The organism is Martelella radicis, assembly GCF_014196625.1.
Classification (GTDB): Bacteria; Pseudomonadota; Alphaproteobacteria; order Rhizobiales; family Rhizobiaceae; genus Martelella; species Martelella radicis.
This window is the reverse complement of the sequence record NZ_JACIDZ010000014.1, coordinates 29586-43131: the sequence shown is the minus strand read 5'-3', so window position 1 is coordinate 43131 and position 13546 is coordinate 29586. Positions and strand designations below refer to the sequence as shown.

The following is a 13546-nucleotide window of genomic DNA, read 5'->3' as shown; positions in this document are numbered from 1 at the left end:
ATGCTCGAGCAACCGGATGCGTTCCTTCTGGCGGCGCCGATCATCTTTTTCGGCTATGCCGTCTACGGGCTGACGGGTTTCGGTTCAACCATCACCGCGCTGCCGTTGCTCGCCTTTTTTCTGCCGATCACCACCGCTTCGCCGGTGATGCAGGTGCTCGATATCCTGGCCGGCTTCCTCGTCGGCGTGCGTGGCCGAAAATTGGCGGACTTTGCTGAGCTGGCCCGGCTTGCGCCCTTCTGCGCGGTCGGTATCGCGCTCGGGCTTGTGGTCTTCCACTATGCGCCGGAGCGTGCTTTGAGGTTGACGCTCGGTGTGTTCCTGCTTGCCTATTCCGGCTTGAACTTTCTCAAACGGCCGGCCGGCGGCCCCGTATCGAGCCGCTGGGCAATCCCTACCGGTCTTTCCGGCGGCATTTTTACCGCGCTGTTCGGTACCGGCGGTCCGATCTATTCTGTCTATCTCTCGCGGCGTCTGCCGGATCACAGGACGTTCAGGGCGACGATCAGCCTGTTCATCCTGAGTATCGGCGTCTGCCGGTTCTCATGGTTCTTGAGCACGGGCTACTACGCGCGGAGGGAAACCCTGCACCTGATTGTCTGGTGCCTTCCCGCCATGCTTTGCGGGTTGGCCTTCGGCAGCCTGCTCGGCGGCCGCATTTCCCGCATCAAGGTGCTTTACGTCATCTGGAGCGTTCTCGCAGCAGCGGGGTTTGGCCTTGTCATCGGCTGAGGCCGGCCAAGGCTGGGCAGGGCCTGCCGCGCGATCATGGCAGAGCCGCCAACGTGTGACAGCGGGAATATCTGCCTATCGCAACGGCGCCACGCTTGCGCGTTTTATCAGCGTGCAGGCGAGTTCAACCCGTCGTGCGGGCGCGGATGGTCCGAAGGACTCGCTCAGACGCTCCTCGAGCAGTTTCAGGGCGACAGGACCGATATGGCCGACCGGAACGGCGACAGAGGCGAGCGGAGGCGAACTCATTTCCGCATGGACGATATTGTCGAACCCCATGAGCGATATGTCTTCCGGCACTTTGTATCCGGCCTTGTGAAGGGATCTGTGGACCCGGAGCGCGACATCGTCGGCCCCGCAGAAGATCGCGGTGATGTTCTCGGACCGAACCTGTTCGATCAGCTTGTCCGATAGGAAGGGTTGGGCGCGCCAGGCGTCTGGACCGGAAAAGGCGAAGATCGGCGCATTCTCGGGCCTGACCCCGATCTCTGCCATGCCGTCAAGAAATCCGTCTCGCCGCCGCGAGATCGTCGTTCTGCCGTGCCAGGTAACATGCAGGATGTTGCGGTGACCGATCTCCGTCAGCCATCGTGTGGCCTTGAACGCGGCGAAACGGTTCTGGGGCGAGACCGTATCGATGCCCATGTCGGGATCCTCGCCGTTGATCAGGACGACCGGCGGCAATTCCTCCCGGCGTTCGCTGAGCAGCGCCAGCAATTCGCGCCGATCGTCGTGAATGAGCAGAACGCCGTCGGCGCGTTCGTCATTGGCAGCACGAATGATGCCCTCGGCGCTCAGATGATCGCCCGGCGGCGAGTGAGGGAGAAGCTTGACGCCGATCTGTTCACATCGTGCCCGAAGCGCGGACAAGATGCTCCACAGGAACAGGTTGTTGTCATTTTCGGCAAGGCCGTAGGCCGAAGAGGCGAGCAGCACCTTTCGGATGCCGCCGCGCGCTTCCCGCTCCCTGCGCAGGCCGAGATAGCCGGTTTCACGTGCCGCCTGCATGACCCGTTCGCGCACATCCTCGGAGATTGGCGCGGTCCGGTTGATGACGTGTGAGACCGTGCTGATCGAGACATTGGCGCTTTGGGCGATGTCCTTGAGGCCGACCCGGGGCTTCGATCCCGGACCTTTTGTCGTCTTCGCCAAGATTTTGACACTCCTGATCTACTTGATGCCGGTATTGGCGATGCCAGCGGTAATGTAGCGCTGAAGAAATACAAAGATGATTGTGACCGGCGCAAGGCTCAGCATCGTCATCGCCAGAATATAGTGCCACTGGACCTGATATTGGCCCTTGAAGGCGTTGAGGCCGACCTGGAGCGTGAAATTTTCCGGACGGATCAGAACGATCAGCGGCCAGAGAAAATCGTTCCAGCGCCAGATCACCGAGAAAATCGCCAATACCGCAAGCGCTGGCGCCGTCAGCGGCAGAACGATCCGCCAGAAGATGCGGAATTCGCTCGCAGCGTCGATGCGGCCGGCCTCGATCAGTTCATCGGGGATGGTCAGCATGTACTGGCGCAACAGGAACACGCCGGTCGGGGTTGCGATGGTCGGAAGAATGACGCCCCAGAGGTTGTCCATGAGGTTGAGGCCTACAACCACCAGGAATGCGGGGACCATGACCACGGAAAGCGGAATCATCAAGGTCGAGATGATCAGCACGAATACCGCATTGCGTCCGCGGAAGCGATATTTCGAGAGCGCAAATGCCGCCATTGCATTCAGCAGCAAGGTAAGCAGGGTTGCCACCGTGGTGACGAACACGGAATTCTTGAAATAGGTCAGGAAGTTGAAGCGTTCGAGCGGCTCTGTGTAGTTGCTCGCCGCTATGGACAGTTCCAGCAACGGGCGAATGTCGCTCGTCGGCACGTTGACGGTCTCCTCCGGATTTTCAGGGTCGACCATGCTGGCCTGGATGCCGATCCGCCGCACGAGCGCCATCTCCTCCGTGTTGCCGTCGATGTTCACCTCCCACAGACCCAGAGGCCTGTCGTAACCGGCAACTTCCACCTGTGCCGGCGCCGTGGGCACGAAACTCGGCGGAAAACGGGTGATCTCTGCGGGTTGTTTGAGCGAGGAGATCGCGGCCCAGGCGACGGGTATGGCAATCAGCAGCGTCCCGAATACCAGCCAGAACCAGGAAAGCCAGTCGGCGATATCCGGTCCGTTCTTGCCGCGGGTCTGTGCGAGAAAGCTTTTTACAGGCATGAATCTTTACTCCGCTTTACGAGCCAGTTGGAGCTGCACGAGCGTCAGGATCAAAAGCACGAACCCCATGACCACCGATGCGGCGGATGCCAGGCCGTAGAGTTTCAGGTCGCTGGCAAAGGCGGTTTCGTAGATGAACTGGACGAGGAAGGTGTTGGCGGTGCCCGGCCCGCCGCCATTCGTCAGGACATAGGCCTCATCGAAGACCTGCACCGCCCTGATCATCAGGAGCACGAGGACCACGACAAGATTGGGCGCCAGCATTGGCAGGGTGATCCGGGTGAAGACCCGCCAGCGCGGGGTGCCGTCAATGGCGGCCGCCTCATAGATGTCGCTTGGGATTGCCTGCAGTCCGGCAAGCAGGATGAGCGTGTAAAAGCCCATCTGGAACCAGATCGACACGAAGATCACGAAGAAGCGCGACCAGAAAATATCGAGCATGAAGATCACGCGCTCGAAACCGAGCTCCACCAGAAAGGCGTTCAAAAGGCCGTTGGTGTTGAGGAACCACTGCCAGACCAGTCCCACGACAACGGGAGAGAGCAGAACCGGATAGAAGAACACGGCGCGGAAAAAGCCTCTTCCGAACCATATCCGGTTGAGGATGATCGCCGTCATCAGCGAAATGGCAAGCATTGCCGTGACCTTGATCGTCACATACCAAAGGGTATTCCTGACCGCGATCCAGAAAAAGGACTCGCGGCAGGTATAAGGCGAAAGGTAATTCTCGCAGTCGAACAGCCTCGCAAAGTTCTCCAGGCCGACGAAAGGCCGGTCCCCGAGCAGGACGTCCGAGCCGCCGGTAAAGGCGTAGCCGATCAGTAGCGCGATCGGCAGAAAGCTGAATATGCCGAAGATGACCATGTTGGGCGCCAGGAACGCCCACGGCATGCGCCGTCCGCCGATCAGCCGCTCAATCAGATCGAAGGGAACTTCAAGCAGCCGGACCAGCCAGGAAAAGGTCATGCCGGGAAGCGCTCTGAGATTGGTCATCGGCCGCCTCCCTGGCCTGCCTCGGTGCGTGTCGGCACGCGTTTCTCGTCGGACTCGCGGAAGACATGCACGCGCTCAACCGGAAGGTCGAAGGCCAGTTGCTGACCGGGTTCGGATTGGAAGTGATCCTGCACATGCAGGGTGACCAGTTCTTCCACGCCTTCAAGCTTGCCGTAAATGAAGGTCTCTGTGCCGAGGCTTTCCTGATACTGCACCTCGACCGCGTATGGCCCTTCATTGACTTTCGTATGCGAGGGGCGGACGCCGATAACCAGACGCTCCCCGTCGGTAACGCTGCCCGTGGCGAAAGGCAGGACGATGGAGCCGAGGTGGTCGAGCGTGACGGTGATGTTTTCGCCGTTTATGCCGCGCACCGTTCCGGGGAAGAAGTTCATCCGGGGCGATCCGATGAAGCCAGCGACGAACAGGTTGACCGGCGCGTCGAAAAGTTCAAGCGGTGTGCCGACCTGCTCCATGATGCCGTCATGCATGACCACGATGCGGTCGGCCATGGTCATGGCCTCGATCTGGTCATGCGTCACATAGATCATCGTTGACTTGAGCTTGCGGTGCAGATTGATGATTTCGCCGCGCGTCTGCACGCGCAATTTGGCATCGAGGTTGGAAAGCGGCTCGTCGAACAGGAATAATGTCGGTTCGCGCACGATCGCCCGCCCGATGGCAACGCGCTGGCGCTGCCCGCCGGAAAGGGCCTTCGGTCGCCGATCCAGGAACGGATCGAGGCCAAGCATGCCGGCGGCGCGAGATACCCGTTCATCGATTTCCGACTTCTTCATGCGGAGATTTTCAAGGCCGAAGGACAGGTTCTTGCGCACGCTCATATGCGGATAGAGCGCATAGGACTGGAACACCATCGCGATTTCCCGCTGGGCCGGGGTGAGGCGTGTGACCTGCTTCCCGCCGACGGCGATGTCGCCTCCGGTGACATCCTCAAGCCCGGCGATCACGCGCAGCAGGGTCGATTTTCCGCAACCGGATGGGCCGACGAGAACGACGAATTCGCCGTCCTCGACCTCAAGGTCGACACCCTTGATGACCTTGACGGCGCCGAAGTTCTTGGTGACGTTTTCGATCGAAAGACTGGCCATGCTTCACGCTCCCCAGTTGATCTGCGGGATGACGGTCAGGGCTGTGAACGGGGTTGGCCTGCCGTCGACGGAAAGGCCTTCGCTCCAGCCAAGAGCGAGTTCTGGCCCCTCGCTGCGGGTCACTTCGAGAACGCGTCGATCCGCGTCAAATTGCGGTGGCGCTCCCTTGTTCTCTGCCATGAAGCTCTTGAAGCCTGTCCTGCCATCGCCGCCGCCAACGCGCACCATCCAGCCGGAGCGAAGGCTAGCGGCCCTGAATTCGCGTCCGGCGGTGGCGCCTTTCCGGACCGCCTCGATCTCCTCGGATGCCCATATCGCGACATAGCCGTCGCCGGCGCGGGCAAAGAGCCAATGCCCGTCGGTCTCGACTGCGTCCAACCCGTCGCGTTCGGCAAAGGCATGCACGAAGTCCACGTCGGGGTTTTCGCCGAGATCGTAGATCAGCATGGCGGTGTCGCCATACTGCCCGACCTGAGGAAGAATACCGTTGCCGGACCAGAATGACGGTCTCTTGGTTCCCCACGGATCGAGTTCGCCCGGATGATTGACCCAGAGCCTGGCCATCGGATGGCCGGAAAGCCGCACATCGACCACGTGTTCCTGAAAACCCTTTCTGCCCGGCGAATGTTCGACAACGCTCGAAAGCATGGCCCTGTCGTTCTTGTAGAGCGCGAGCTTGCCGCTATGCTCGTGGCCTTGTGTGTAATGCGCGATGATGCCGTCCGGCTTTGACCAGAGCGCTGCCTTTCGGGCCATTTCGGGCGCTTCGTAATCGCTCAGGCAATAGAGCGGAAGGGCGGCGACGCCGCTGTTGAGCCAGCCCTCGCCAAAGGCCACCTGGCAGAACGGGCTGAGCTCGGTCTGCGGTCCAGCCTTGAGTTCCTTGTCATAGGCGCGGCCCTGTGAACCGGCGGCAATCCCTTTCAGCGTATGCAGCCCGGTCATCAGGAAAATACGGTCAAGCAGCGCTTTGCAACGGGTTTTCAGCGCCTCGTCGCACCAGCCGTAAAGGCCGAAGATGCCGATAAAATCGATCGGGTAGTAGGCTGAGGAATTCCATTCGCCAAGACCGTGCTTCTCGATCGATGAGAACCAGCGATGAAGGCGGTCCTCGGCGGTCTTCTGCTGCTCACGGCCCGTTCGCCCCGAGCAAGAAAAGATAGCGTCGGGGAACAGCGCGCCGGCTATATACTGCGAGACATGGAAGCAGAGCACATGATTTTCGCTCCAGAACCACATCACGTCATTGCCGGGCTCGTCGATCCAGTAACGCCACTCGAGAATGGCGCGACGGACGCGCGCGCGCATCGCATCAGTCAGCTTGTCGCGGTAATGCCCCCACACCCAGAGCAGCGGCACCATGGAAAAATCGGAGCAGTCATGCCGCTCCTCGATCGTTGTCAGCGCATCGCGCAGGATCGTTTCGACGGCGACCGGATCGATTTCGTCGGTCGCGAACATCGAGAGAACTCGGCCGACCCGTGGCGCGCCGTGCCGTGCCGCATGGAAAAGCGCCTCGCGTTTGCGCTCGGTTTCCGTTTCGGCGGCTTGCCGGAGCTCTGTTTCGCGCAGAAAGGCGGCATCGATTGAGCGGGCGACCGCAACATCCCCGGCGCCGAACGTGAGTTCGAGGCGGTGAAAGCCCTCGCGCAGCTTGTCGGCCGGACCGAGGTCGAGTTCATGTTCCCCGGCGCGCAGGACGGCATCGACATCGAGCAACACCGCGCGATCATGCTGGTGGGAGATCATCCGGGCCGAGACGGGGACGTCAAAGCTCGCGGGACGGTCGAAGACCAGAATGAAGGGTTCGCGGCCAAAGAAATCCCGCGCCGGTCGGACCTCGGCGGCAAGGGCGCTGACTTCGGCTATCTTCTCCGGCTCGGCGTCCGCCGCGACGCCAGCAACGATCTCTTCCTCGCCGAGATAGTGGATCTCGACAATCCATTTGGTATCGCGCTCGAACAGCTCCTCCATATGCATGAGGATGTCGTTTTCGCCGGCCTTCAGCGGCAGTGTGATCTCTGTCGCCTGGAAACCGTTGAGCTGGTATGGCTCGAATACGACCTCCGTGTCGTCGACCCTCAGACGCACGCCGCCGCATGTCGAAACCGAGAAGCGATAGTCGCCTGTCTTTTCCACGCTGAGCGTATTGCGCAGCCAGCGGCGCTTATGCGTCGGCGTGTAGCCGAATTCGCTGAATTCAATCTTGGGGTTGCCTTCGGGCGCGTAGAAGCCGTCGCGTGTCCAGAACGTTGGCGGCGGTAACGCCCGGCCTTTCATTTCCGCCACAAAGGCGACGCGGCATGGCAGCGGGGGGGCGGGATGCGTGCCATTGCGAAACGCGTAATCGATTTCCCCGCCGGCCGGAGCCGGATAGCCCGGAAATGCCGCCTCGATGATCGGGCCTAGCTCCCACAATGTCAGCGCATCACCCGTCTTGAGTGTCTGCTCGAATCGTCTCCTCACCATGCTTTTACCTTTTCATGAAAAAATTGCATGAGTAACTCCCTCTTCTCAATTGCATAAATTATTGCTAATGTCGAGCATGTAAGCAGAAAATGCGATGATTGAACAAAAATCATTAAAATTTTGCATGGTTTAAACAAGAGGAGGACTTGTATGCCAATCCGTCTGAATTTCACGCTTGCCGGGATGATTGCATTCGGCGCTTTGCTCGCAACGTCGGCATCAGGGCAGGAGCCCGCCAACCTGACATTTCTTTATTCTGACGATGATCCGGAGAACCTGGTTCGGATGGAGGAGATCGTTGCAGCCTTCAACGAGGCGCATGACGACATCGACGTCGAATTCATCAGCACGGGCTACAACACCATTCTTCGCCAGTTGCCGCTTCAGCTTGCTGTCGGCGAGGGGCCGGATATCGCCCGAGTGACCGACCGCACCCTTGGCCGTTACGCGCTTGATCTGCGGCCGCTGCTGAAGGATCCGGAGGGTTTCGAGGCGCTCTACGGCGCAAGCCTCAGTCCGTTGCGCCAGTACGAAGAACCCGGTTCGGATGCGATCAACGGCATCACATGGACGCAAACCCTGAACCTGCCCTTCGTCAACGTCACCCTGTTCGAGCAGGCAGGCGTCGATATTCCGGAACCGGGCGCAACGCTGGACGAAATCGTTGCGGCCTCCGTCGAAGTGGCCGAGGCAACCGGCGTCGCGATCCCCTTCACGCTCGATCGCTCCGGGCACCGCATCACCGGGCCGCTTCTGTCGGCAGGCGCCGATATCATTTCCGAGGACGGGGTCTACACCTTCCCGGACGAGGCGGCGCGCTCCGTCATTGAAGAGCTCTACGGCTACACGCTAACGGGCGCGTTCCCGCCCGAAATGTGGGGCGCGGCCGGCGGTTCGGCCTACAAATCCATGGGCGAGGAATTCGCCAACGCCAATGCCGTGACCTATCTGTCGGGCAACTGGATGGTCGGAGCGCTCGCCGGCATGATCGGTGATGCCTTCGAATGGACCGCCATTCAGGCTCCTTGCGGTCCCGGCGGCTGCGTCGCCATGCCGGGGGGAAGTTCGGTAATCGCCTTCGAACATACCCGGTACCCGGAAGCGGCGGCCGCGTTCATGGAATATATCGGCAGCGAGGACATCCAGCGCGCGCTTGCCGAGGAGTTTATTCTTGTTCCCGGCGCAGATATCGAAGGGCTCGACTACAAGACCGACGATCCGAACGTTCAGAACGCGATGAAGGTCTTCAACGCGAACCGCGACACCCCAACCCCGCAGGCCTATCAGCTCAATGTTGCCAAGGGCAATACGGCGTTCTTCACCGCCGTTGTCCAGCGTCTTTCCCAGATGATCGTCGGCGAACTGTCAGTCGAGCAGACCTTCGACACGCTCAAGAAGGACATGGACGTCATCAATGCGGAGGTTGCCGCCCAGGAATAACCCGAGCCTGCCGGAGGCGTGAGCCGCGCCTCCGGCCTTTCGCGCGCCGGCCGATCGTGCCGGACAGAAGATCCGAGACATCACGCCAACCGAATTTATCGAGCGCGCTGCCGTCAGGCCGGGCGCTTTTGATGACCCGAATGCCAGGAGCAAACATGATCGATAAACTGAAGGTCGCCATAGTCGGGGCCGGCATTGGCGAGGAGCACCTGCAAAAGGGTTTCGCGCCGGCGGCCGACCTCTTCGCGGTCACGACGATCTGCGATGTCGATCACGCGCGTGCGACGGCCATGGCCGCCCGTCATGGCATTGACGATGTCGTCACCAGCTTTGACGACCTCCTGGAGCGCGGCGATATCGATGTCATCGATATCTGCACCCCCTCGAAGCTGCATTTTGCCCAGACCATCGCTGCGCTAGAGGCGGGCAAGCATGTGATCTGCGAGAAGCCGCTGGTGAGTTCGCTCCGCGAAATGGATGCCCTGGAAGAGACTGCCGCCGCGGCACGCGGCCTTTTGATGCCGATCTTCCAGTATCGTTTTGGTGCGGGCGTGCAGAAAGCACGTCTGATCATCGACAGCGGTCTTGCCGGAAAGCCCTATTTCGGTTCGGCGGAAACCTTCTGGCGACGTGAAAAGGACTATTACGCCAATTCCTGGCGCGGACGCTGGAGCGGCGAGATGGGTGGGGTTCTGGTGACCCATGCCATCCATATCCACGATCTCTTCACCCATCTCATGGGACCGGTGGACTGCCTGTTCGGGCGGATCGCAACGCGGGTCAATGCCATCGAGGTCGACGACTGCGCCTCCGCCTGCCTCCAGATGAAGAGCGGCGCGCTGGCATCGCTGAGCGCGACGCTCGGCTCACAGGACCAGATCAGCCGCATCCGGCTGATGTTCGAAAACGTCACGATCGAGAGTGGGCATGTTCCCTATGCGCCTGGCCGGGAGCCCTGGACCTTCATTCCCCGCAATGACGAGATCGGCGATGCGATTAACGCGGCTCTCGCCGATTTTCCCTCCCGTGCAGACGGGTTCGAGTATCAGGTGCGCGGCTTTCACGCCGCAATCGCAGACGGTGCGGCGCTTCCCGTGACGCTTGCCGATGCCCGCCGGTCGATCGAGCTCGCGAGCGCCTTCTATCACTCTGCCAGGCTGCGCGAGGACGTCTGCCTGCCGCTTGGCAAGGATCACCCGGTCTATGATGGCTGGGTTCCGGCCTGGGCTACGAAATCGGCCGCGGAGTGACCACGCGGTGAGCGCTGCTCTCGGTGGAAGCTTTAAGGTGGGCGCGAAGACGCGATGAGACGGCGGGCCTTGCGCATCACAAAAATATGATATTAAAAGTCAAGTTAATGCATGGCGCCCTGCCGGATGCCGGGCTGGGCGCTACGCTTTGTGTCTTTTGAACGAATGAACGGCGGGATGTTCCTTGCGTGCCTATCCCGCACCAGAACGTTGAAAATGCCGTGGGCTACCAGCATTCCATGATCTGCCATACGGATGGCATTCACCCGATCGCTCCGGTCAAATGGCGCGGTCTTGACGGTCTCGTGGGCGTCTACTGGGATGCGGAGGGCGCTTGCGGCGCAGGCGCCTATTATCTTTCGCCGGATCCGCGCATCGTCATCTTCTTCAACGACGTCTCATCGCACATCCGCATGTCGAACAGGCAGTTCGGTTTTGGCGCGCAGGAGCGGCCGTTAACGCGGGCAATCTATGTGCCCGCCGGCACGCCCATGTGGACGAAATTCACCGCGTCGCACCGGTTTTCGCATCTCGACCTGCATCTGCATGAGGACCGTCTGCTGCGCTACCTGATCCCGTCGGTCGGCGCCTCGGTGGCGCGCAGTATCGTGCGCCGCCCGGTCGAAGTGCAGGAGGTCGGGCCGATCGAGACCCTGGCGCGGATGATCGTCGAAGAGGTGGAGAACCCGACCCGTCACGCTGTTTATGCCGAGAGCCTCGTGGGCAGCGTGGCGACGGCGCTTCTCGATATCCCGGAAGGGGCCGGCGAGCGCGTGCCGGGCGGCGGGGTCACCCAGGCGCAGATGAACCGGCTGCTGTCCGCCTTCGACGCCCGTCCCGGTCTCCGCATGTCGGTAGCCGAAATGGCGGAAACGGCCGGTCTGTCGGAAAGCTGGTTTTCTACCGCCTTCAGGCAGACCACGGGCAAGACGCCGCTTCAATGGCAGCTTGCGCGCCGCATCGAGCGCGCTCAGGCGCTCTTGAACGGAACAGTCCTTTCCGTGGCGGATGTGGCGGCGAAGCTCGGATTTTCCGACCAGGCGCATCTGACCAAGGTCTTCCGCCAGTTTACCGGGGAAACCCCGGCGGCATGGAGACGCGCTCAGCGATTTTGAGCAGCGCCCGCCCAGCGCCGTCGCGCGGGACGGGCGGCGCTCCTTGTTCTACCAGGCCTGGCGCAGCGTCACATAGACGGCACGTCCCTGATTGTACCAGTCGGCGCCGTAGCCGCCATAGGCCACATATTTCTCGTCGAACAGATTGGTGGCGTTGACCTGGAAGGTGGTGTTCTCGGCCACCTGATAGGTGAAGGCCGCATCGAAAGTGATGTTCGGATCGGACTTGATCGCGTTGTCCTCGGCAAAATAGTAGGAGCTCTGGTAGCGCGCCCCGAGACCGAAGGTCATGTCGCCGCGCCTGCCTTCGCCTTCAAGCGTATAGTCGACCCAGAGCGAGGCGACGTTGTTGGGCACGAAGGCAAGCTGGTTGCCGACATTGCCGCCGGCGCCATTCTCGACGATATCCGACATCATGTAGGAATAGGCGGCGGTGAAGCTCAGATTGTTCAACAGTTCCGCCTTGGCCTCCAGATCGATACCGCGCACGCGGGACTTTCCGATCGTCTCCTGCAGGTTGGTTGCCGGATTGGTGACGGTGATATTGTCCTTGGTGAGATCGTAGATCGATGCGCTGAACATCGCCGGGAAGGCAAGCGGCGCGTATTTCGCGCCGAGCTCGAACTGCTCGCCGCGTTCCGGCTCAGTGCCAAGCGTCGGCGGCGCGACGGACTGGGCATAGCTTGCATAGGTCGAGACCTCGTCGGTCACCTTGTAGATCAGTCCGGCGCGCCCGGTAAATTCGCTGTAGTCGCCGGCCGTGGTGATGCCGGTCAGGTTGTTGCGCTCTTCGAGATCCAGCCAGTCGTTGCGCAGTCCGATGGTTCCGATCAGCTTGTCGGCCAAGGTCAGTTCCTGCTGGAGGTAGAGCGAAGTGGTCTTCTGTTTGCTGTTCGTGCTGGCATAGGGACCGGCATAGTCCGGACCGCCGGAATAGATCGGATTGGTCCAGTCGATGCCGGGCGCCGGCGCGTAATAGGCGTTGTTCGTGCCCGAATAGTCATTGTACTGGACGCCCGCCAGCGTGCGGCTGTCGACGGTGCTGAACGATGTGTCGTACTCGAGATGCGCGTCGATGACGAAGTCGTCATAGGAGCTGGCATTGCCGAAATAGTAGCGGTCGGCGATCGTGTCGCCGTTGTCGACCGGCTCGTAGACATAGGCATAGCCAAAGCCTTTGTCGGCATCGGTATAGCGTGCCCGCGAGCTGAAGGTCAGGCCCGAACCGAAGTCATGGTCGAACATCCATGTGACGGTGTTGCGGGTCACGTCATTGTAGTTGTAGTCCGGTTCGCCGAGAAAGAAGCTGCGGTCGAAATCCGATCCGATCGGATGCCCGCCGCCGCCCGGCGTGCCGTCGGTGTCGAGATAGTCATAGAGCAGCGTCATCGTCGTTGCATCGGAGGGCCGCCAGGTGATGCCGCCCATGATGAATGTCTCGTCATCATTGGAATAGTCATATTCCGCATCGGCGTTCTGGAACTTGCCCGTCAGGCGATAAGAGAGGGTGTCGTCTTCCGTGATATTGTCGCCGAAATCGAAGCCCACTTCGGCGTGGTCGAAGGAGCCGCCGGAGATATAGGCCTCACCGAAGCGTTCCCGACGCGGCGTCTTGGAGACGAAATTGACGGTGCCACCGGGATCGGAGACGCCGTAAACGGTCGAGTCGGCGCCCTTCAGCACTTCGATCCGCTCGAAGGCGAAGGGCTCTTCCCGGACACCGCCGAAGGGCGAGCCGAGCGGCAGGCCGTCACGATAGGTATAGGCATCGAAGCCGCGAATCTTGAAATAGTCGAAACGGTCGTCCGAACCGTAAAAGTCCGTTGTCACGCCGGCGGTATAATCGAGCACCTGCTCGACCGTCTGCGCATCGCGCTGCTGGACTTCCTTTGCCGTGATCACGGAAACCGAGGCCGGAGTGTCGAGGATTTCCTGTGACAAGCGACCGCCGCCGGAGGAACCGAAGGCGACAATGGAATTGGCGTCGTCATCGCCGTAGCCGACAAGGTCGATGTTGACCGGATCAAGCATCGTGGTATCGGCGGGCAACGTGTCGAGAGCCTCCTGCGCCAGTGCGGGCAGCGCGCTGGCCGCAAGGGCGGTGCAGGCGAGAAGAACCGTGGTCCTCAATCCGATCGGGGATCGCGGGCCGTGACTATTGCGGTGTGAATGATCCATCTTGGCTTCCAGAATTTGACGTCTCACGGGCGCTGCCTTCACC

At 60.9% G+C, this 13546-nt stretch carries 10 protein-coding genes; 4 read left to right on the top strand and 6 right to left on the bottom strand.

What is annotated here, in order from left to right:
* Entirely contained in the window at positions 1-732 is a 732-nt protein-coding gene (locus GGR30_RS18190) for a sulfite exporter TauE/SafE family protein (protein ID WP_183489269.1), read from the top strand.
* Positions 733-807: 75 nt separating this feature from the next.
* Here GGR30_RS18190 and GGR30_RS18185 read toward each other — a convergent pair whose 3' ends face one another.
* From GGR30_RS18185 to GGR30_RS18165, 5 genes are read right to left on the bottom strand one after another with little or no spacing between them, the layout of a single operon-like run.
* On the bottom strand, positions 808-1884 hold the full coding sequence (locus tag GGR30_RS18185; RefSeq protein WP_183489266.1) for a LacI family DNA-binding transcriptional regulator: 1077 nt from the start codon (positions 1882-1884) through the stop codon (positions 808-810).
* Positions 1885-1902: 18 nt separating this feature from the next.
* Positions 1903-2949, bottom strand: a complete 1047-nt coding sequence (locus GGR30_RS18180; protein WP_183489263.1) for a carbohydrate ABC transporter permease — start codon at positions 2947-2949, stop codon at positions 1903-1905.
* 6 nt (positions 2950-2955) lie between these two features.
* Positions 2956-3942 carry a carbohydrate ABC transporter permease gene (locus GGR30_RS18175; protein ID WP_183489260.1) on the bottom strand — a complete coding sequence of 329 codons (987 nt, stop codon included), beginning with the start codon at positions 3940-3942 and terminating at the stop codon, positions 2956-2958.
* The gene (locus GGR30_RS18170; protein WP_183489257.1) at positions 3939-5051 is read right to left on the bottom strand and encodes an ABC transporter ATP-binding protein; all 1113 of its coding nucleotides are present in this window, start codon (positions 5049-5051) and stop codon (positions 3939-3941) included. Before GGR30_RS18170 ends, GGR30_RS18175 begins: the two co-directional genes overlap by 4 nt.
* A 3-nt stretch (positions 5052-5054) precedes the next feature.
* Positions 5055-7520 carry a PA14 domain-containing protein gene (locus GGR30_RS18165; protein WP_183489254.1) on the bottom strand — a complete coding sequence of 822 codons (2466 nt, stop codon included), beginning with the start codon at positions 7518-7520 and terminating at the stop codon, positions 5055-5057.
* A 150-nt stretch (positions 7521-7670) separates the two neighbouring features.
* Between GGR30_RS18165 and GGR30_RS18160 the strand changes: the two genes are divergently transcribed.
* The 3 genes from GGR30_RS18160 to GGR30_RS18150 all read left to right on the top strand — a co-directional run bounded on the left by GGR30_RS18160 (position 7671) and on the right by GGR30_RS18150 (position 11325).
* The gene (locus GGR30_RS18160; protein WP_210288108.1) at positions 7671-8960 is read left to right on the top strand and encodes an ABC transporter substrate-binding protein; all 1290 of its coding nucleotides are present in this window, start codon (positions 7671-7673) and stop codon (positions 8958-8960) included.
* Positions 8961-9115: 155 nt separating this feature from the next.
* Positions 9116-10210 (top strand): Gfo/Idh/MocA family protein, encoded by a 1095-nt coding sequence (locus GGR30_RS18155; RefSeq protein ID WP_183489250.1) that lies wholly within the window; start codon positions 9116-9118, stop codon positions 10208-10210.
* Positions 10211-10431: 221 nt separating this feature from the next.
* A complete protein-coding gene (locus tag GGR30_RS18150; RefSeq protein WP_343066521.1) occupies positions 10432-11325 on the top strand; it encodes a helix-turn-helix domain-containing protein in 894 nt (297 codons plus the stop codon).
* A 48-nt stretch (positions 11326-11373) separates the two neighbouring features.
* Here GGR30_RS18150 and GGR30_RS18145 read toward each other — a convergent pair whose 3' ends face one another.
* Positions 11374-13503: a TonB-dependent siderophore receptor gene (locus tag GGR30_RS18145; RefSeq protein ID WP_183489247.1), complete on the bottom strand. Its 2130-nt coding sequence runs from the start codon at positions 13501-13503 to the stop codon at positions 11374-11376.
* Between the last annotated feature and the right edge of the window lie 43 nt (positions 13504-13546).